The following is a 20,070-nucleotide window of genomic DNA, read 5'->3' as shown; positions in this document are numbered from 1 at the left end:
GGTAGTGAGTGGGTTTAATCCGGCTGACAGTTTTACGCGAATCAGCCTCATCGGGCAAGCGAGATATCTTGTTGCAAGGAAATTCCCAGTTAAATTCATGGGCCTATCTGTGCCCCATCATTGCTGGCCCTGCCAAACCAAAAGGGGATATGTATCAATGCTCCGGATAAACTTTCTCTTTATATTCACACAAATCCTCAATGAGGCAGGAACCGCAGCGGGGCTTACGGGCAATGCAGGTATAGCGCCCATGGAGAATCAGCCAGTGGTGGCAATCGAGCTTAAATTCAGCGGGCACCACTTTGAGCAATTTGGCTTCCACCTGATCGACATTGCTACCGGGGGCAAAACCGGTGCGGTTACAGACACGAAATATATGGGTATCTACCGCGATGGTTGGCCAACCAAAGGCCGTATTCAGCACCACATTGGCGGTTTTGCGGCCCACACCGGGTAGCGCTTCCAGGGCTGCACGATCCTCAGGCACCTCGCCGTGATGCTGTTCCAGCAAGATACGGCAGGTTTTAATCACATTTTCAGCTTTAGTATTAAACAGACCTATAGTTTTAATGTATGACTTTAGGCCATCAACCCCTAGATCCAGTATTGCTTGTGGGGTATTGGCCACCGGGTAGAGTTTGGCGGTGGCCTTATTAACACTGACGTCAGTTGCCTGTGCTGAAAGCAGCACCGAAATGAGCAACTCAAAAGGGGTGGTATAGACCAACTCGGTCGTGGGATGCGGGTCATTGTCCCGCAGACGGGTCAAAATGGCGACACGTTTCTCTCTATTCATAGGGCTTTCTCTGCCGCGATATCCTGATCTTGTGGCGCTGTTGCCAGGGCACTGGCTTTGCGCGCTTTTATTTTCTCATCAATGACATACTTACCGGCTAGCAACAGCCCTAAGCCAATAAAGGCACCCGGTGGCAGCATCGCCAGCAGGAACGGGCTATCTAAATGCATCACTTCAATGCGCAGCACTTTTGCCCAGCTCCCCAGCAGCATATCGGCGCCATCAAATAGGGTGCCGTTACCCAAAATTTCACGTAGTGAACCCAGCACGAAGAGTGCGCAGGTTGCCCCTAGCCCCATCGCCAGGCCATCCAGCGCCGATAACCCCACCGGATTTTTGGCGGCATAAGCCTCCGCGCGACCAATCACGATGCAGTTGGTTACAATCAACGGGATGAATATCCCTAGCGATTGGTATAAGCCAAAAGCATAGGCGTTAATCAGCATTTGCACGGTACTGACCACCGAAGCGATGATCATCACATAGATAGGGATGCGGATCTCATTCGGCACCCAGCGGCGCAGCGCCGATACCGCGGTATTGGTGCACACCAGCACCAGGGTGGTGGCTAGCCCCAAACCGAGGGCATTGGTGGCGGTAGATGAGACCGCCAACAGTGGGCAGAGGCCCAACAGCTGCACCAGTGCCGAGTTGTTTTTCCATAGCCCTTGGGCTAACAGATTTTTTGCTTCACTCATTGACTCTCTCCACAGACCGGCAAGTTATCAAGCTTGCTGGGCAGGGTTTCCAAATAGAGCGCGGTGTTTTTCACCGCCCGAACCACCGCTCTGGGGGTGATAGTGGCCCCGGTAAATTGATCGAAATCACCGCCATCTTTTTTCACCGCCCAGCGCTTATCTTGCTCACCATCGACCTGTTTGCCGCTGAAATGGCTAATCCAATCAGAGATACGGATATCAATTTTATCACCGAGGCCCGGTGTTTCGTGGTGTTCAACCACCCGGCTGCCCAGAACATTACCCTGAAAATCGGCACCCACCAATAGTTGGATAGCACCAGAGTAGCCATCTGGCGCGGTAGTCTCAATGGCGGCGGCCACCGGCTTACCTTCCTTACGCGCCAGATAGAGGCGGTGAGGGGCCATATTACCCAGTGCAGGATCAGTGACAACGTAACATTCACCCTGCATATCATTGTCGTAGTTTTCAGCCGGCACCACCTGATCCAGCAGCGCTTTTTGTTGCAAAGCGGCTTGATGGGCGATGGTGGTCTCGGTCAAGGCATTAACCACCGCCGTCAATCCGGTGGCCCCAGCGGCAAACAGTGCCAGCGTGATACCGTGACGCTTCATTGTTTTTAGCATAATGGCCCCTATTTATTGGTACGGCTGTGTTTATCGGCGCGATGGTGGCCATAAACCCGTGGCTGGGTATAGTGGTCAATCAGCGGCACGGTAATATTGGCGAGTAGCACCGCAAAGGCGACACCGTCAGGATAGCCGCCATAAACCCGGATTAACCACACTAAAATACCAATTAATGCGCCGAAAATCAGACGGCCACGGGGGGTGGTAGAAGCACTGACCGGATCGGTGGCGATAAAGAATGCGCCTAGCATAGTCGCGCCGGAAAACAGATGCAGCATTGGTGAGGCGAAGCTTTGTGGGGCGACACTCCAGCTAATAGCAGCACAACCTGCCAGTGCCAGCAGGAAGCTCACGGGGATCTGCCAGTGAATGGCTCTGCGCCATAACAGTAACAAGCCACCGGCCAGAAAACCGAGATTAACCCACTGCCAGCCCACGCCAGCTAAGGCTCCGCTAAAGATGGGCTGTTGCAGTATTTGCGCGGCGGGTTGCGAGCGCAAGGCGGTTTTGAAGCTATCCAGTGGCGTGGCCTGACTGACGCCATCAAAACCAATCTGCAACTGATGAATATCGGCACCACTGTGGGTATACCCGGTGAAAATGGTCAGCAAGCTGTCATAAAATCCGACCGGTGTGCCCTGTAGCGGCAGCGGTGGCAGCCAACTGGTCATTTGCACTGGGAATGAGATCAGCAGAACCACATAGCCGACCATCGCCGGATTAAATGGGTTTTGCCCTAAGCCACCATAGAGCTGTTTGGCGATGACGATAGCAAATAGGGTGCCCAAGACAATCATCCACCAGGGAGCCAGTGGCGGCAGACTGATGCCTAACAGTAAGCCAGTCAGCAGGGCGGAGTTATCCTGTAGGCGAATCAGCACCGGTTGTTTACGTAACTGCAAAACGGCCCCTTCAGCCAATAGGGCGGTGATCATGGCTAACGCCACCTGTATCAGAGTGCCGTAACCAAAGAAGTAGGTCTGGGCGAGGATGCCCGGAATGCAGGCCAGAATCACCAGTAGCATGATGCTGCGGGTGCTACGCTGGTTATGGGTAAAAGGGGAACTGGCTATCTGCAACCCTCGGTTCTGGGTTGGTGTTACTGGCCTGAATTTCATGAAATGGCAACCATATGTCGAATGCTTAACCGGGCTCTTAAATGCAGGTGCTGTGCGAGCAAGCGACTCTTGCGGGCAGCGATACACTTAGCCGTCATCGGGGATAATTGTGTCGCGCATTCTACCCTATTCAAGCGGCGTGTAATACGCCTTAATTATAGGGTTATTACTCATCTAGCATGAGAATATTAACGCCCCAAATGTTCTCATTAATAGCGCTAATTTAAAGATTTAACTTGCAATTTATATCGTGATAGTTACACGGATATAGCAAAAAAAGTGATGAGTAGATAAGTAGAGTAATTAACTGCTCGGATCAGAAAGGCAACTTGATGCCATTGTTTTAATAGGTTTTTTTATCACTCAATCAAGTGGTAACCAATTGTAACTTAACGATTTATTAACGTTCAAATTTAGATTTGAGAAAAGCATTGGCATAATGATAGATTAATGTACTATGCATTATAATTATATATTCAAAGAATAATGAAATGATAAACGAAGACATATTGTTTATAGAAGAGTTAATTGAGTGGATTGAAATCAATTTAGAAAAGAGGCCCACATTGGACGATGTGGCGAAGATTTCAGGATATTCAAAATGGCACTTGCAACGGAAATTTAAAAGTATTGTGGGGTTACAATTAGCCTCCTATATACGCGGGCGGGTACTGACCCGAGCTGCCGTGGCGTTGCGCATCTCGCGGCGGCCAATTATTGAGATCTCTGATGAGTTAGGTTTTGACTCACAGCAGACCTTCACCCGCACATTTAAGAAGCGTTTTGCTATCACACCCAATAGTTTTCGCCAAATGGCGCATTGGGATGTGCAGGGGATGATCCCCCGTTTTGGTTTCTATGAGAATTATATGCCAGAAATCAAGCGGATATCTTTACCAGAGCGACAGCTGGTGGGCTTTACACGGCGGCTGGATTTTGATGAGCGCAACCATTGCAGCGGTCAGCACTCATCTTGCATGGCGATGAAAGATGAAATCTTGCTCGACTTTTTTAAGGAAGTTAACTTCTCTTGCCAGCGGGTCTACTCCCTGTTCTCTGCCGATGAGTGTCAGCAAGGTCAAAATAGTGTGCACTATTCGACGGCGGTTGATAAAGAGAAACGCCATGAAATTCAGGGGCATCGCGAAATAGATCATATTTCAATTCCTGCGGGCGAATTTTTGTCGATATCCCATCAGGGCAGTGCCAAAGAGTGCGTGAAGTTCTCCATTTACCTGTTTAATGACGTTTTACCCAAATTGCGTGAAGAGTTTGGCCGTGGTGTAGAGATGGAAGTTATTGAGGTTGATAGTTGCCATGCCGAAGCGAAAATGCGCGATATTTCATGCAATTACAACTATCTTATGTCTGTTAGCTAAGACTCTGCCCCAAGAGTCGGCAGAGTAGTAGCCACACTTTATCGGTTAATGCGCCTTAATCGGAGTTAACAGTTTGCGCCGCTTTTTTAGCCTTCACTCTGGCAATGGCGGCAGCTACTGCCGCCTTGCGCGGATCTTCTTCAGTTGCGGCAGCTTCGGGCTGCTCAACCACTGGCGGTTGTGCTGCTTGCGCGGCTTTCTTGGCCTTCACTCTGGCAATGGCGGCGGCCACTGCCGCCTTGCGCGGATCTTCTTCAGTTGCGGCAGCTTCGGGCTGTTCAACCACTGGCGGTTGTGTTGCTTGCGCGGCTTTCTTGGCCTTCACTCTGGCAATGGCAGCAGCCACTGCCGCCTGTCGTGGATCAACGCCCTCCGCTGGCGTGGCAGCCTCGACGGCTAGCTGTTTCTCCGCCTGACGCGCTCTGGCCTCGGCTTTACGGGCCTCACGGGCGGCGATCACCGCGCTGTTATCCGGTGTTTGCCCGACGGTGACCTTGATAACTGAATCTGCGCTCTCCGGTTGTCGGGCGAGACGGTTAACGGCAGCCTCAACGGTCTGCTGGTCAGTAGCGGTCAATTTGACCGCCGCTTGCTGATGGCGCAACTCACGGGCCAACTTTTCCCGCGCCAGACGGGCTTGTTTGGCCTCGAAACGGGCTTTGGCTTCAGCCGCGCGCGCACTCTCAATATCGAGGGCGCGTATTTCAGCTTTTTCCTGACGGTAATACTGCACTAGCGGAATATTGCTCGGGCAGACATAGGCGCAGGCACCACACTCAATACAATCAAATAAATTATGATTGCGCGCCTTCTCATGCTCTTCACCACGGCTGAACCAGTAGAGTTGCTGCGGCAATAAGCCGGCTGGGCAGGCGTCGACACATAAACCACAGCGAATGCAGGATTGCTCCGCTTCGGATAGCCCCATCTCCGCTTCTGCGGGGGCTAAAATGCAGTTACTGATCTTAACGATCGGCACCTCTAAACTCGGCAGGGTGAAGCCCATTAATGGCCCGCCCATAATCACCATTGGCTGGCTCTGTGGCTGAAACCCCGCCAACTTCAGCAAATGCAGCACTGGCGTGCCGATTCTGGCCCAGAAATTCCCTGGTTTTGATAGTGCATCACCAGTTAATGTCACCACCCGCTCGATTAACGGCTGATCGTCAATAATGGCTCGTTTGATAGCCACCACGGTCCCGACGTTTTGCATTAACACGCCGATGGATGAGGAGTGCTTACCGCAGGGGACCTCTTGACCGGTCAGCAGCTTGGTGAGCTGCTTGGCCCCACCGGAGGGATACTTGGTGGGCACCACCCGCAACTGAATATCATCGTGGCCGAGCAGGGCCTGTTGCAGTGCCTCAATGGCTTGCGGCTTATTGTCTTCAATGCCAATCAACACCTGCTGAGGTTGCAGCAAGTGCATTAAAATCTCGATGCCAGTGATCACTTCATCGGCATGATCTTGCATTAACCTATCATCGGCAGTGATATAAGGTTCACATTCGGCGGCGTTGATAATCAATGTGGTGACGCTATTCAAGCCACCCTGCAATTTGCTGGCAGTTGGGAAACCCGCACCGCCTAAACCGGCAATCCCCGCCTGATGAATGCGATCCAGCAGGCTATTTTTGTCCCGCAACAGGTAGTCGGCCCACGGCTGCTGTTGACGCCAGCGGTCTTCACCATCGGGAGTAATGTGTACGCACAGCTCTGCCAGCCCGGAGGGGTGGGCGGTGGTATGGGGGGCAATGGCGGTGATGGTTCCTGAGGTCGATGCATGTATCGGCACCGTGCGGCCGCGACCAACAGTCAGCGGCTGGCCCTTTAACACCTGTTCACCGGCCTTAACACACAATTCACCTTCCGGCCCAAGATGTTGCTGCAACGGAATTATCATCTGATCAGGTAAAGAGGCAACCCGCATCGGCACGGTGCTGGATTGCAACTTCATCTCTGGGGGATGAATACCGCCGTCAAAATCCCAAATATTGTCGCGTTGGCGGGCAGTAAACAGCTTAAACATCTTGCTCCACACTTATCATTTTCACCGGAATCATTTGCGAGGCGACTAATTGAGGCGGAAGATTTTTCACCGGGATGGTGTTCAGGTCCCACTTCCAGTTGGCGGTGGTGGTCGCCACCGGGATCATCTCAATACAGTCGGTCGGGCAAGGGGCGACACAAAGGTCGCAGCCGGTACAGAGATCCGGCAACACGGTATGCATGGCACGGGTTGCGCCGACGATGGCATCGACTGGGCACGCCTGAATGCATTTGGTGCAACCAATACAGTTGGCCTCATCAATAAAAGCCACTTTACGCTGCGGATGGGCTGCCGCTTCGTCGCCATCCAGCGGTTGTGGCTCCACCGCCAGCAACTCCGCCAGCTTGAGCATCACTTGCTCGCCACCGGGGGCGCATTTATTGATTTTTTCGCCATTGCTGGAGACCGCTTCGGCATAGGGGCGACAACCTGGGTAGCCGCATTGCCCACACTGGCTTTGTGGCAAGATGGCTTCCACTTGCTCAACCACCGGATCACTCTCAACCTGAAAACGGCGGGCAGCAAAACCCAGCACTGCGCCTGAAATCAGCGCCAATGTACTTAATGCTCCAATGGCAATCCATAACGACATCATTAGAACTTCACCAATCCGGTAAAGCCCATAAAGGCCAGTGACATTAGCCCCGCGGTAATCAGGGCGATGGAGGAGCCACGGAAGGGCGCAGGAACGTCGGCCACGGCCAGCCGTTCACGAATAGCGGCGAACAGCACCATCACCAGAGAGAAACCGGCCGCTGCACTGAAGCCATAAACCGCCGACTGCATGAAATTATGAGATTGATTCACGTTGAGCAAGGCAACACCTAACACCGCACAGTTGGTGGTGATCAGGGGCAAAAAGATACCCAGCAGGCGATAAAGTGCCGGACTGGTTTTGCGCACCACTAATTCAGTGAATTGCACCACGACTGCGATAACTAAAATGAATGAGAGGGTCCGCAAATAGACCAAACCTAGGGGCAGCAGGATAAAGCTGTTAACCATCCAGGCGCAAACCGAGGCCAGTGTCAGGACAAAAGTGGTGGCCAGCCCCATACCGATGGCGGTCTCCAGTTTTTTGGAGACACCCATAAACGGGCACAGGCCAAGAAACTTGACCAGAACAAAGTTGTTTACCAACACAGTACCGACGAACAGGAGCAGGTATTCAGTCATTGCGGAACCTAAAAAAATAAAAGCCGCCTATTATCCAAAATTGGCGGCCTGACGACAACAGATGAAGTGCAGGGTTATTGCGATTTTAGGAGGGAAATGTGCTTAATTCCCTTAATCCTCGGTAAAAGTATGCTTCACCCGTTGGGATCGCTTGATGTAAGGCACGAAAATTGCCGCCGCTAATAGAGGCCACCCTAAGGTACGTAACGCCATATCGTCACTAATGGGTGAGAAAGCGAAGGCTTTTAGCGCCAATAATACCGTGATGAGTAGCCAAAGAGTGAACCATTTTACCAGGCGTCGAGAGCGGCTGCAAAATAGCCAGATCACCCAGAGGGTATAAATCCACATAAAAACAGTGGTGATGACGGAGAAGTACCACTGCAAGGTAAACGCCTGCGAGTTGGTCACCAGATACTCTCTCGACGCTGGGGTAAAAATGGCCATGGCATACAGCGCCAGCATTAAAGTGGCACTGAGCAGCGTGACAATAAGATAGGCCAGCGGAGCCAATAACCAGCCCCCGATACGTTGATATTGCTGCGGTTGAGACATGGTGAACCTTTTATCTATTGATAAAAAGCGATAACCATACTGCGGCCATCACTCTTCTGAATGGGTCTAGCTTAACCCGCAAATGTGTCCTTCGTCATCTATATCGATATGGCAATACCCGGGTTGAGCGCCCAGACCGGGCATGGTCATAATGTTACCGGCATAGATGCGGACAAATCCGGCACCGGCTGACAGGGCGCAGGCGGTGATGGGCAGTACAAAATCATGCGGCACCCCCTTTAGGCTGGCATCGGCGCTAATCGACAGTGGTGTTTTAGCTATGCACAGGGGTAAATGAGCAAAACCGGCGGCGCTTATCTGTTCCAACTGTTGCCGCGCCTGCGGGGTCATGGTCACCTCCCGCGCGCCATAGCTTTGGGCCAAAATGTGCAGTTTTTGTTGCAACGAGGCGCTATCAGGGTAGGGCAAGCGAGGTTTTGCCGCCTGTGCGCAAGCATTGATCACCTGTTGGGACAGCGCCAGTGTTCCGGCTCCCCCCTCGGCAAAAGCATCACTTAGCTCACAGGCCAGTGCGCCAGCAGAGAGCGCATAGTCCGCTAACAGTGTCAGCTCGGTGGCGCTATCGTCAGGAAAACGGTTGATTGCCACCACCACCGGTAAGCCGTAGCTCTTGGCGTTATTAATGTGCCACTTAAGGTTGGCGCAGCCGGCATTCAGCAGCGGAATATTTTCGCGGAGGATCGCAGCAGGGAGCGGCTGACCCGGTTTGATATCAAAAGCCCCGCTATTGGCTTTCAGGCTGCGCACGGTTGCCACCAACACCACACAGGCCGGGGCGATACCTGATTGGCGATACTTGATATTAAAGAACTTCTCCATCCCCATATCTGAACCGAAACCCGCTTCTGTCACCACATAATCGGCAAGTTGCAGCCCTAAGCGGTCAGCCAGCACGGAAGAGTTGCCGTGCGCGATATTGGCAAAGGGGCCTGCGTGGATCAGCACCGGCGTCTGCTCGCTGGTTTGCATCAGTGTCGGGTGGATAGTCTCTTTCATCAGCGCGGTCATGGCACCGGCGACGCCCAGATTATCAGCGGTAATCGGCTGGCCGCTGATGGAGTGAGCCAAAATAGTGCGCCCAATCCGTTGGCGCAGTTCTTGCAGATTTTCTGATAATGCCAAAATAGCCATCAATTCAGATGCTGCGGTTATCTCCACATGATCAGCCCGCTCAACCCCATTGCTACCACCGCCGATAGCCACCCGAATCTGCCGCAGCGCACGATCGTTATGATCAACCACCCGTGGCCAGAGGATCTGCTGCGGATCAATATTGAGCAGTGGCATGCCGGTTTGTTGGCTAAAGTCCTGGCCCAGGCGCTGCTCATGATACAACCGCGCATCCAGTGCGGCAGCGGCCAGATTATGCGCGGCGCTAATTGCATGGATATCGCCAGTCAGATGCAGGTTCAGCTTCTCCATCGGCACCACTTGCGCCGCGCCGCCGCCGGCCGCACCCCCTTTAACACCAAAAACAGGGCCAAGACTGGGTTGACGGATACAGGCGACACTGCGATAACCTAACCGATTGATTCCTTGAGTTAACCCAATTGTCGTGACGGTTTTACCCTCCCCCAAGGGCGTGGGGGTAATACTGGAGACCAAAATCAGCTTGCCCTGTGGGGCTTGCGGTCGTAATGCACGAATATCAACTTTCGCCATATGATGACCATAAGGGATGAGGTCATCCGCCGACAGACCCAGTTGCTGGGCAATCTGTTGGATCGGTAGCAAGCGGGTGTCATGGCTCAAAGCAGGAGTAGGGAGATCAGCAATAGGGGATAGCTCATCGGCAGTCGCGGGTATTGTCGGTGTCATGGCGAGAAAAAGTCCTGTTATCAGTGATAAAACGGCGGCAGCCAACCACTATGGCTATAAATCAGATGGCTATAAATCAGCGCAAAATTATCACATAAAGAGCCTGGTCATTGGCGATATAAATCAATAAATGTGACGTGACTCAGCGCAAATAGTGCATTGGCTCTAAGGTATGATGCTTAATGGTGGAATATTAATATATAGATTTAATGCTATTATCTTGCGTATTTATTATGTGAATCGAATATCTCTTTTAATCTGCAAGCAAGATTTTTTTAATTAATAAAAATTACACACTCTTATCTAATGCTGATTATATATAGAACCCCCTCTATGATACCTGCGTTATATATTATTTGACGTGTCCGGTATCTATTTTTTCGGTGGCGACGTCTCTAAACATTTAGGTGGTAATGTAATTTATGGAAAACCATGTTCACTCCTCACTGGTCTGCGCCACACGGCTACTCCGTTTAGCGGGGTTGAATTCGCAAACTGTTGAGGATTTTGGCCAGAGTGCGGCAATAGATCGCTCGACAATGGCCACGATCGCTCTATTGCAGCGCTATTTGTCGCAATTCTCAAGTGCCACCACGGCACGTTTCAAAGTCAAAAAACAGCAATTAAATAAAATTAAACCTGAACAGTTACCCCTGGCATTTCGTGATTTGCAAGGCAATTTTATTTTATTGGCGCGGTTTAATGAAAAACAAGTTTTGCTGCAACATGCCGACAGCAATAAACCTGAAATTATTAGTTATCAGGAGCTTATTGATATGTGGGGCGGGGTAGTGATCTATTGTAGCCATTCACGCTTTAATATCCGCTGGTTTATTCCTGTGTTGCTCCAGCATCAAAAATCACTGATCCAAGTGCTGGTATTATCCATGTTATTACAGTTTTTGGCACTGATATCGCCGCTGTTCTTTCAGGTCATCATGGATAAGGTGCTGGTGCATAATGCACTAACAACATTAGATGTATTAATCATTACGCTACTGGTAGTTGGGGTATATGAAGTTGTATTGAAATTCCTACGTGAATATATCTTCACCCACACCACCACCCGGGTTGATATTTTATTAGGCGGTAAGTTATTTAAGCACTTAATTAAGTTGCCATTAAGCTATTTTAAGCAGCGCCATGTTGGGAATATTGTCGCCAGAGTGCGCGAGTTAGATAATATTCGTGAGTTTATTACCGGTTCAGCCCTGACATTATGTGTGGATGTGGTTTTTACTCTTATATTATTTGTGGTTATGTGGTGCATCTCTCCTTTATTAACATCAATTATTCTGGGGGCGGTGCCGCTTTATTTGCTATTAGCCGCTTTGACCACCCGGCCACTGCAAAAGAGAGTGGAAGTGTTGTGCGGTTGCGCGGCGCAAAATGGCGCATTTTTAACCGAAACCGTCTCTGGTGTTGAGACGGTAAAGAGTCTGGCGCTAGAGCCGCAAATGCAGCAGCGCTGGGAGACGCAAACCCGTGACTATGCACAAGCCAATTTTCAGGTGCAAAACCTGCAAAATCTCAGCAGCCAGACGGCGCAGTTACTGCAAAAACTGGCCGGTGCGGTGGTGATCGTGGTTGGCGCGTACCAAGTGATGGCTGTGCAGCTCAGTATTGGGCAACTGATCGCCTTTAACATGTTGGCGGTACAGGCATTAATGCCGATGAGCAAGTTGGTCGATTTGTGGCAACAGAGCATTCGGGCGCAGGTCGGGCTGATGCTGATATCCGATATTTTAAGCTTACCGATGGAGCAGGCGGTCGGGGCCGCGCCCGCTGACCGCCATATTCGCGGTGACATCTCTTTGCAAAATGTGCATTTCCGCTATCGCCCCGATTTAGACCCAGTACTGCGTAACTTCTCACTCACGCTGCGGGCCGGGGAGCATATTGGCCTGGTGGGGCCATCCGGTTCGGGCAAGAGTACCGTGGCCCGACTACTGCAACGGCTCTATGTCGCGGAGCAAGGGGTTATCAGTTTGGATGGCTACCCGATAGGTAACTTCTCCCCCGAATACTTGCGGCGGCAAGTGGGGGTGGTGATGCAGGAGAGCTATCTGTTCAATCGCACGGTGCGTGAAAATATTGCTCACTCACGGCCCACCGCCTCATTGAGTGAGGTGGTGGAGGCGGCATCGCTGGCGGGGGCACACCGCTTTATTTTGGCGCTGCCATTGGGCTACGACACGGTGCTGTCGGAGGGGGGCGCATCCCTTTCTGGCGGGCAGCGTCAGCGGATTGCCATTGCCCGCACACTGCTCGCCAACCCGCGCATTCTGATTTTCGATGAAGCCACCAGCGCACTGGATGATGAGTCGCAAGCTGAAGTGCAGAAAAATATGGCGCGCATTATTGCCAATCGAACCGTTATCACTATTGCGCATCGGCTCTCGACGGTGCGGCATTGCCATCGTATCGGCGTCATCACCCAAGGTAGGGTGGCTGAGTTGGCTAACCATGAGCAACTGCTGGCACGTAATGGCCTCTATGCCCGACTTTGGCAGCAACAGGCTGATTTTAGCCACGAGGAATCAAAATGAAGTTGATGCAATTTTTGGCTAAATCGCCACTGTTTAATGCAATAAAACGCCGCTGGCAGCACTACTTTCCGGCGGATCGCCCCCGCGATGAGTATGATTTTCTGCCGGCATATTTGGATATCGTTGAGCGGCCGGTGGCCCCACTCGCCCGGCGCACCGCATGGTTTCTGGTGCTGACACTGCTGCTGGTGCTTCTCTGGTCGATTGTCGGGAAACTTGATATTCACGCCTCCGCCAATGGCAAAGTGATTGTTTCTGAACACTCGAAAGTGATCCAGCCATTGGAGCCTGGCGTGGTGGCGGCCATTAATGTTCGCGATGGCGACCGAGTTGAGGCGGGTCAGGTGTTGCTTGAGCTAAACCCAATCGGTATTGATGCGGAGCTGGGCAATATCAATAAGCAATTAATCCATCGTTTGCTCGAGGCCGCGCGCATGGTTGCACTGCTGAGCAGTGATCCGCAGGCACATTTTGTCTCACCCCCTGATACCCCTGAGGATTTGCTGATGATGACTCAGGCGCTGTTGCGCAAAGAGCATGATGAGGTCAATGCCGAGCTAGCACGTATGGCGAGCGAACAGGCGGTGAATCAAGCCCATATAGCGGCCGGCATTGCCAATATCGCCAACCAAAAAGTATTGATGAAAAATATCCATCAGCGGTTACAGGCACTGCGAACCTTAGCTAAATCCAAATCCATTGCGGAGGTCGAGCTATTGGTCCAGGAGCGTGAATGGCTAAATGCCACCGCAGAGGCCAGCCGTTTTCAGAGCGAACAGGCCATTTTAGAGGCGAAAACCCGTAACCTGACCCAAACCCGCCTGCACTATTTGGCTGAAAAAAAGCGCAGCTACCAAGAGCGCTTAAATAAGGCCCATGAGGTGATCAACCAGCTAGAGCAGGAGCAGATTAAGTTAATGGAAAAACAGCGCCAACAGCGCTTACGTGCACCGGTGGCGGGGGTTATCCAACAGTTGGCGGTTCACACCCTGGGCGGCGTGGTGACGGCGGCTCAACCACTCATGGTGTTAGTACCGGAAAACCATCCGCTCGAGCTGGACGTTATGGTTCTCAACAAAGATGTCGGTTTTGTGTTACCGGGGCAGGCGGTGGAGGTGAAGGTTGACAGTTTCCCCTACACCCGATTCGGCACCCTCTCGGGCGAAGTCAAACATCTCTCTCATGATGCCATGGAGGACCAACAACTGGGGCTGGTGTTCCCGGCGCGCATCCGGCTGGATAGCGATACCTTAATGGTGGCGGGGAAAGCGGTGCGGCTCTCGGCCGGGATGGCGGTCAGCGTAGAGATTAAAACCGGCCAGCGGCGGGTTATCGACTACCTACTCAGCCCGCTGCAAGAGTACCAATCAGAAGCGATGAGGGAGCGTTGATATGACGAATGCAACCTCAACTGAGCTTATTCAGCCACTGACGGCCTTAGCCCGTGCCGCCGCCTGCTTTGATCTGGCCGTCGAGCCATCACAATTAGCCCATCAACTGGGCTTAACACCGGATAAAATAGATAGCATCGCGCTGTGCCGCTGTGCCGGCTGGATTGGTTTACGCGCCAGAAAGGTGTATCAACAACTTGAGCGACTGGGCAATTTGGCGCTGCCTATCCTGTTCAGTGATGGCCCGCAGTGGTATGTACTGCTGGCGCTGAATGAGCAGGGGGCGGTGATCTATTGTGCCGCTAATGGTCAACAGCAGCAGATCAGCCAGCAGGAACTTAGCCGTTTGTGGTCTGGTGAGGCTATCCTACTGGCGAAAGCTGAGCAGCAGGCGCAGAAGAGAGCCGCCTTTGGTTTTAGCTGGTTTATCCCGGTGATTGCCAAATATCGCCACCAGTTGCGTAACATTATTTTGGTGTCGTTGCTGCTACAGAGCATTTTGTTGGTGACACCCATGCTGTTTGAAACCGTGATCGACAAAGTGTTGGTCAGCCGGGGCGTCGGCAGCCTGATGGTGTTGGGCAGTGCCATGATTGCGCTGGCAATTGCCGAGCCATGCTACACCTTCTTGCGCGGTTGGCTGTTCTCCCATCTCTCCAGTCGTGTCGGGGCAGAGCTAAACACCCGCCTCTATCGCCACCTATTGGGGTTACCGCTGGGCTACTTTTCGGCGCAACAAACTGGGCAAACCATCGCCAAAGTTCGCGAAATGGAGCAAATTCGCAGCTTTCTGACCGGATCTGCACTGACGATGCTGCTGGATCTCATTTTCGTCGGCACCTTTATCGCGGTGATGTTCTGCTATAGCAGCCAATTGACATGGATAGTGCTGTTTTCGTTGGTGTGCTATCTGCTGTTTTGGTGGGCGGTGGGCGGCGTATTACGTAAGCGGGTGGAGCGGCAATATGAGGCCAGTGCGCAGAATACTGCCTTTTTGACCGAGGCCATCAGCGGGCTGGAGACCATCAAAACCTCGGCGACAGAGCGTCAGTTTAATCGCGGCTGGCGGCAATCATTAGCGGGCTATGTGCGGGCGTCATTTGCCTGCGCGCGCACGGCAAATATTGCTGAGCAGGGCATTATGCTGATCAATAAAGTCACCTCCGCGATCTTGCTGTGGTATGGGGTGAAGCTCGTGTTGCTGGGGGATCTCAGCCCGGGGCAATTTATCGCCTTTACCCTATTTTCAGGTTACGTCACTCAACCTATCTTGCGTCTGGCGCAGATATGGCAAGATTTCCAGCACACCCAAGTGGCGCTGAGACGTATTGGCACTATTTTGGATTATCCGACTGAGCCGGGAAGTGCCGGGCTGTCGTCAGGGAGTGAGCGGAGCGGGAGTTTGAGCTTTAAACAGGTGCGTTTTCGCTATCGTCCCGACACCGCCGAAGTGTTACAAAATCTCAATCTGGAGATTGCCGGTGGCGAATTTATCGGCATTACCGGGCCATCCGGCTGTGGCAAATCGACCTTGACCAAACTACTCCAGCGGCTCTATATCCCCCAGCATGGGCAGATTCTGGTGGATGGGCAGGATTTGGCCATTACGGATGCCACCACGTTACGCCGTCAAATGAGTGTGGTTTTGCAAGATAGCGTGTTGTTCTCCGGCACTATTAGGGACAACATTTGCCAGTGTCGGCCAACAGCGGATGAGGCTCAGGTGGAGCATATTGCCCGCCAGGCGGGGGCGCATGATTTTATTATGTCGCTACCGAAGGGCTATCAAACGCCGGTTGGGGAGCGGGGCTGCATGTTATCGGGTGGGCAGCGGCAGCGGGTAGCGCTGGCAAGGGCGCTGATGGCAGACCCTAAAATTCTGATCCTTGATGAGGCCACCAGTGCGCTGGATTATGAGTCAGAGGCCGCCATTATGCGCCAGATGCCGGAGATCATCCGCAATCGCACGGTGATCTGTATTGCCCATCGGCTGAACACACTGCGCCAATGTCACCGCATTTTGGTGATAAAAGAGGGGCAAATACTGGAGCAAGGCAGCCATCAGGCGCTGGTGGAGCAGGCGGGGGTTTATGCCCGCTTGTGGCGGCTACAAACCGGGTAATTGATCCGGTCACTCAGGGGGATAAGCCCTTGAGTGACCGATTCACTTAGCGATTGAGGTGGAAATAGACCTCGTTCCAGCGGATCTCATTTTTGAATGCTGGCAGTGTGGTGTGGTTGTCGATCAGCAGGAACTCAATGCCGTGCATCTCAGCATACAGACGTAACTCATCAACCCCGATGGCTTGCGAGAATACCGTATGGTGCGCGCCACCGGCGATGATCCAGGCTTCGGCGGCGGTGGCCAGTGAGGGCTGTGCCTGCCAGATAGCCCGTGCCACTGGCAGTTTTGGCAGGGGGTGCGGCTGCTCAACGGTATCAACCACATTGACCAGTAGGCGGAAACGATCCCCCATATCAATCAAGCTGGCATTCAGCGCGGGGCCTGCTGGCGTCGAGAAGATCAAGCGCGCCGGATCGGCTTTACCGCCGATACCCAGATGTTGGACGTCTAACAGCGGTTGCTGCTCTTTGGCAATCGAGGGGCACACTTCCAACATATGGGAGCCGACTACCAGATCATTACCCGGCTGGAAGTTATAGGTGTAATCCTCCATAAATGAGGTGCCGCCTTTCAGGCCGGTGCCCATCACTTTCAGAATGCGCAGCAGTGCTGCGGTTTTCCAGTCACCTTCGCCACCAAAGCCGTAACCTTGTTGCATTAGGCGCTGCACCGCCAAGCCCGGTAGCTGCTTCAGGCCATACAGGTTTTCAAAATTGGTGGTAAAGGCTTTAAAGCCGCCTTGCTCGAGAAAACGTTTCATGCCTAACTCAATGCGCGCGGCATCCAGCAAGTTTTCGCGTTTATTGCCATTAAGTTTCACCGCATCAGTCAAGCGGTAGGTGGCTTCATACTCCTCCACCAGAGTCGCAATATCGCCCTGGCTGACGGCATCCACTATCGTGACCAGATCGCCAATACCATAGGCGTTAACCGAGTAGCCAAACTGGATTTGGGCCGCCACTTTGTCGCCATCGGTCACGGCCACTTCGCGCATATTGTCGCCAAAACGCGCCACCTTCAGCTGTTGGCTCTCCTGTTTGGCGGCGGCCACGCGCATCCACTGAGCAATACGCTGATGTGCTGCTTTATCCTGCCAGTGGCCAGTGATCACACTGTGTTGCTGGCGCATACGTGCGCCGATAAAACCAAACTCACGGCCACCGTGGGCGGTCTGGTTGAGGTTCATAAAGTCCATATCCATGGTTTCCCACGGAATTTGCGCATTAAACTGGGTGTGGAATTGCAGCAACGGCTTGTTCAGAATTGTCAGGCCACCAATCCACATTTTGGCCGGAGAGAAGGTGTGCAGCCAGGTCATTACCCCGATACAGGCAGTCTCGTAATTTGCCTCACGGCACAGGGCGGTAATTTCATCCGGCGTGGTGACCAAAGGTTTTAGTACCAGCTTGATGGGTAAACCCGCTTCGCTGTTGAGGCTGTTGACCACCTGATGGGCATTATCCATCACTTGTTGCAGGGTTTTAGGGCCATACAGATTCTGGCTGCCGATGACGAACCACACTTCTGATTGTTTGAATACGTCCATCTGATGCTCCAATTAATAAATAGGGTGCAAATAATATGCAGTTATAAATCAGGCTAACCATTAAGATCAGTGCATAGCCTCGCTGACGGGGGCGTAGTGTGGTTCTGCTGATAAACACCACTGTTGATAGCGCTGATAGAGCTGCTGATAGCGTGCAACTTGCTCGGCATTGGGGGTCAAAGTCCGTTCAATTTTGCAGGCCATATGGCGCTGCGCCGTGGGGACATCAGCAAAAACGCCGGCCGCCACGGCGGCAAAAATCGCCGCCCCCAGCGCACAACACTGATCCGAGGCCACTATCTGTAACGGGCGGTTCATCACATCGGCACACACCTGCATGATAACCGGTGATTTGCGGGCGATACCCCCTAGCGCCAGCACACTCTCCACCGGAATATCCTGCTGTTCAAAACACTCCATAATGGCCCGTGCGCCAAACGCCGTGGCGGCAATAAAGCCACCAAACAGGGTCGGAGCATCGGTGCCGAGATTCAGATCGGTAATCACCCCTTTTAGCCGCTGATTGGCATTGGGGGTGCGGCGGCCATTAAACCAATCGAGCACGACCGGTAGATGATCAAGGGAGGGATTTTTCGCCCACGCCGCCGTTAATGAGGCGAGCAGGGTAGATTCAATCTGTTTGAGTTGCGGTTGCAGCTCGGGCTGCGCTAAAGCGGCTTGATGTAGCGGCCAACTCAGCAAGCGGCTGAACCAGGCATACATATCACCAAAGGCGGATTGACCCGCCTCCATCCCAATCCAGCCGGGCAGCACACTGCCGTCAACTTGACCACAAATACTGGCAATGGCGCGCTCACCCACCAACTTTTCATCGGCAATCAAGATATCGCAGGTGGAGGTGCCAATCACTTTGACCAATGTATAAGGCTGAGCACCTGCACCGACGGCACCCATATGGCAGTCGAATGCGCCACCCGCGAGGATCACTGTAGCCGGTAGCCCCAGACGTTCAGCCCACTGCGCGGTAATCAACCCCACCGGGCGCTCGGCAGTATAGGTCTCGGTAAACAGAGGGCAATCGAGGTCATTAACCAGAGTGGCGTCCAGTGCGGCCAAAAATTCCCGTGGCGGTAAGCCGCCCCAGGATGGATGCCACAAACTTTTGTGTCCGGCACTGCACCGGCCCCGTTGAATAGCTGCTGGTGCCGTGGTGCCCGATAGCAGCGCTGGCACCCAGTCGCACAACTCAATCCAGGAGACCGCGGCATTACGCACCGCCGCATCTGCGCGGGTCACATGCAGGATTTTTGCCCAGAACCACTCGGAGGAGTATACGCCGCCGATATAACGTGAGTAGTCAGTGAACTCACCGCTGCGGCATAAGCGGTTGATCTCCTCGGCCTCTTCGATCGCGGTATGATCTTTCCACAGCACAAACATGGCGTTTGGGTTGTCGGTAAATTCAGGGCGTAGCGCCAGGACCTGCCCTTGGGCATCAATCGGGGCGGGTGTCGAGCCGGTGGTGTCGACCCCGATAGCCACAATTTGCTGGCGCTGTTCGGCACTGAGACGGCCCACCAGTTGACGGATAGCCTGCTCCATCGCTTCTATATAGTCGAGTGGGTGATGGCGAAACTGATTGTTGGCCGCCTGACAGTAAAGACCTTGCTGCCAACGTGGATAGTAGACCACTTCGGTATCGATCTCGGTGCCATGCTGACAATCAACCGCCAATACCCGGACGGAGTCGCTGCCAAAATCCAGCCCAAGGGAGATGGCCTTATTCGCCGGGATGGCACTCTCTGCCGCTATAACGTCGCCTGTCATAAGTGGTTGCTCCTAACGATTGCAGAACATAAGGGTTGATTGGCAATAGCCGATTTATTGCTATCCAAGATAGGAGTGAGTCGTGGCAAGCGGTGAGGAGTAGATAGCTGGAAGTATGTACTTTTCTGCTTCCTACAGCGTTTTTGTGATGTCAGTCAAAAGTTAGAGAGAGGTTAAATTTGCTGAATATATGGATAATCAAACTGTAATCTCTGGATGTGATAGCGCTCTACATTCCAAAGCATAATTCAGGCTAAAACTGTCAACGTCTTACCGGGTGTGCTGAAGTTAGGTGGCTTTAAATAGCGCATCTAGCCGCACTGGAGCTGAAAAACAGTATTGATAACGTTTCCACTAAAAATCGTGCGATTTGAGTGGTTGACGAAAAAACAGACAAAAAACATCTCTTCCTACAAAAACAGTCCGGAGAA

15 protein-coding genes are annotated in these 20,070 nt (G+C 52.7%); 4 read left to right on the top strand and 11 right to left on the bottom strand.

The window, feature by feature from the left end; translation table 11 throughout:
• Window positions 1–154: 154 nt before the first annotated feature.
• The 4 genes from nth to rsxD are packed head-to-tail and all read right to left on the bottom strand — an operon-like array spanning window position 155 to window position 3,241.
• A complete protein-coding gene (gene nth / locus FFE93_RS10530) occupies window positions 155–796 on the bottom strand; it encodes an endonuclease III (protein WP_032898931.1) in 642 nt (213 codons plus the stop codon).
• Window positions 793–1,494 carry an electron transport complex subunit E gene (locus FFE93_RS10525; RefSeq protein WP_032898929.1) on the bottom strand — a complete coding sequence of 234 codons (702 nt, stop codon included), beginning with the start codon at window positions 1,492–1,494 and terminating at the stop codon, window positions 793–795. Before FFE93_RS10525 ends, nth begins: the two co-directional genes overlap by 4 nt.
• Window positions 1,491–2,120 carry an electron transport complex subunit RsxG gene (gene rsxG, locus FFE93_RS10520; protein ID WP_005279057.1) on the bottom strand — a complete coding sequence of 210 codons (630 nt, stop codon included), beginning with the start codon at window positions 2,118–2,120 and terminating at the stop codon, window positions 1,491–1,493. The genes FFE93_RS10525 and rsxG overlap by 4 nt, the downstream gene beginning before the upstream one ends.
• 8 nt (window positions 2,121–2,128) lie before the next feature.
• Window positions 2,129–3,241, bottom strand: coding sequence for an electron transport complex subunit RsxD (gene rsxD, locus FFE93_RS10515; RefSeq protein ID WP_049600427.1), 1,113 nt, complete (start codon window positions 3,239–3,241; stop codon window positions 2,129–2,131).
• A gap of 491 nt (window positions 3,242–3,732) precedes the next feature.
• On the opposite strand from rsxD, the gene FFE93_RS10510 reads away from it, so the two are divergent.
• Window positions 3,733–4,620 (top strand): helix-turn-helix domain-containing protein, encoded by an 888-nt coding sequence (locus FFE93_RS10510; RefSeq protein WP_054872068.1) that lies wholly within the window; start codon window positions 3,733–3,735, stop codon window positions 4,618–4,620.
• A 55-nt stretch (window positions 4,621–4,675) separates the two neighbouring features.
• Here the strand turns inward: FFE93_RS10510 and rsxC are convergent, their stop codons facing one another.
• The 5 genes from rsxC to FFE93_RS10485 all read right to left on the bottom strand — a co-directional run bounded on the left by rsxC (window position 4,676) and on the right by FFE93_RS10485 (window position 10,240).
• The gene (rsxC, locus tag FFE93_RS10505; RefSeq protein WP_138775114.1) at window positions 4,676–6,649 is read right to left on the bottom strand and encodes an electron transport complex subunit RsxC; all 1,974 of its coding nucleotides are present in this window, start codon (window positions 6,647–6,649) and stop codon (window positions 4,676–4,678) included.
• Complete coding sequence (rsxB, locus tag FFE93_RS10500) at window positions 6,642–7,265, bottom strand: electron transport complex subunit RsxB (RefSeq protein ID WP_005277674.1); 624 nt, start codon at window positions 7,263–7,265, stop codon at window positions 6,642–6,644. The genes rsxC and rsxB overlap by 8 nt, the downstream gene beginning before the upstream one ends.
• On the bottom strand, window positions 7,265–7,846 hold the full coding sequence (gene rsxA / locus FFE93_RS10495; protein ID WP_032817551.1) for an electron transport complex subunit RsxA: 582 nt from the start codon (window positions 7,844–7,846) through the stop codon (window positions 7,265–7,267). Before rsxA ends, rsxB begins: the two co-directional genes overlap by 1 nt.
• 111 nt (window positions 7,847–7,957) lie before the next feature.
• On the bottom strand, window positions 7,958–8,401 hold the full coding sequence (locus tag FFE93_RS10490) for a DUF2569 domain-containing protein (RefSeq protein ID WP_054872067.1): 444 nt from the start codon (window positions 8,399–8,401) through the stop codon (window positions 7,958–7,960).
• A 66-nt stretch (window positions 8,402–8,467) separates the two neighbouring features.
• A complete protein-coding gene (locus tag FFE93_RS10485) occupies window positions 8,468–10,240 on the bottom strand; it encodes a formate--tetrahydrofolate ligase (RefSeq protein WP_138775113.1) in 1,773 nt (590 codons plus the stop codon).
• A 422-nt stretch (window positions 10,241–10,662) separates the two neighbouring features.
• On the opposite strand from FFE93_RS10485, the gene FFE93_RS10480 reads away from it, so the two are divergent.
• The 3 genes from FFE93_RS10480 to FFE93_RS10470 are packed head-to-tail and all read left to right on the top strand — an operon-like array spanning window position 10,663 to window position 16,302.
• Entirely contained in the window at window positions 10,663–12,789 is a 2,127-nt protein-coding gene (locus FFE93_RS10480; protein WP_054872065.1) for a peptidase domain-containing ABC transporter, read from the top strand.
• Window positions 12,786–14,180 (top strand): HlyD family type I secretion periplasmic adaptor subunit, encoded by a 1,395-nt coding sequence (locus tag FFE93_RS10475; protein WP_049600416.1) that lies wholly within the window; start codon window positions 12,786–12,788, stop codon window positions 14,178–14,180. Before FFE93_RS10480 ends, FFE93_RS10475 begins: the two co-directional genes overlap by 4 nt.
• A gap of 1 nt (window position 14,181) precedes the next feature.
• A complete protein-coding gene (locus FFE93_RS10470) occupies window positions 14,182–16,302 on the top strand; it encodes a type I secretion system permease/ATPase (RefSeq protein WP_138775112.1) in 2,121 nt (706 codons plus the stop codon).
• A 46-nt stretch (window positions 16,303–16,348) separates the two neighbouring features.
• On the opposite strand, the gene araA is transcribed toward FFE93_RS10470, so the two are convergent.
• Both araA and FFE93_RS10460 read right to left on the bottom strand, forming a co-directional pair.
• Window positions 16,349–17,851 carry an L-arabinose isomerase gene (araA, locus tag FFE93_RS10465; protein WP_138775111.1) on the bottom strand — a complete coding sequence of 501 codons (1,503 nt, stop codon included), beginning with the start codon at window positions 17,849–17,851 and terminating at the stop codon, window positions 16,349–16,351.
• A gap of 66 nt (window positions 17,852–17,917) precedes the next feature.
• The gene (locus tag FFE93_RS10460) at window positions 17,918–19,639 is read right to left on the bottom strand and encodes a ribulokinase (protein WP_138775110.1); all 1,722 of its coding nucleotides are present in this window, start codon (window positions 19,637–19,639) and stop codon (window positions 17,918–17,920) included.
• Window positions 19,640–20,070 lie beyond the last annotated feature (431 nt).

It is taken from the genome of Yersinia sp. KBS0713 (assembly GCF_005937895.2).
Taxonomy (GTDB): Bacteria; Pseudomonadota; Gammaproteobacteria; order Enterobacterales; family Enterobacteriaceae; genus Yersinia; species Yersinia bercovieri.
Note: the sequence above shows the minus strand (reverse complement) of the source record. Positions and strands in the feature narration are given on the sequence as shown.

Coding starts and splice junctions, on each gene's coding strand:
- nth (WP_032898931.1), bottom strand. CDS start 796: ATGAATAGAGAGAAACGTGTCGCCATTTTGACCCGTCTGCGGGACAAT.
- FFE93_RS10525 (WP_032898929.1), bottom strand. CDS start 1,494: ATGAGTGAAGCAAAAAATCTGTTAGCCCAAGGGCTATGGAAAAACAAC.
- rsxG (WP_005279057.1), bottom strand. CDS start 2,120: ATGCTAAAAACAATGAAGCGTCACGGTATCACGCTGGCACTGTTTGCC.
- rsxD (WP_049600427.1), bottom strand. CDS start 3,241: ATGAAATTCAGGCCAGTAACACCAACCCAGAACCGAGGGTTGCAGATA.
- FFE93_RS10510 (WP_054872068.1), top strand. CDS start 3,733: ATGATAAACGAAGACATATTGTTTATAGAAGAGTTAATTGAGTGGATT.
- rsxC (WP_138775114.1), bottom strand. CDS start 6,649: ATGTTTAAGCTGTTTACTGCCCGCCAACGCGACAATATTTGGGATTTT.
- rsxB (WP_005277674.1), bottom strand. CDS start 7,265: ATGATGTCGTTATGGATTGCCATTGGAGCATTAAGTACATTGGCGCTG.
- rsxA (WP_032817551.1), bottom strand. CDS start 7,846: ATGACTGAATACCTGCTCCTGTTCGTCGGTACTGTGTTGGTAAACAAC.
- FFE93_RS10490 (WP_054872067.1), bottom strand. CDS start 8,401: ATGTCTCAACCGCAGCAATATCAACGTATCGGGGGCTGGTTATTGGCT.
- FFE93_RS10485 (WP_138775113.1), bottom strand. CDS start 10,240: ATGACACCGACAATACCCGCGACTGCCGATGAGCTATCCCCTATTGCT.
- FFE93_RS10480 (WP_054872065.1), top strand. CDS start 10,663: ATGGAAAACCATGTTCACTCCTCACTGGTCTGCGCCACACGGCTACTC.
- FFE93_RS10475 (WP_049600416.1), top strand. CDS start 12,786: ATGAAGTTGATGCAATTTTTGGCTAAATCGCCACTGTTTAATGCAATA.
- FFE93_RS10470 (WP_138775112.1), top strand. CDS start 14,182: ATGACGAATGCAACCTCAACTGAGCTTATTCAGCCACTGACGGCCTTA.
- araA (WP_138775111.1), bottom strand. CDS start 17,851: ATGGACGTATTCAAACAATCAGAAGTGTGGTTCGTCATCGGCAGCCAG.
- FFE93_RS10460 (WP_138775110.1), bottom strand. CDS start 19,639: ATGACAGGCGACGTTATAGCGGCAGAGAGTGCCATCCCGGCGAATAAG.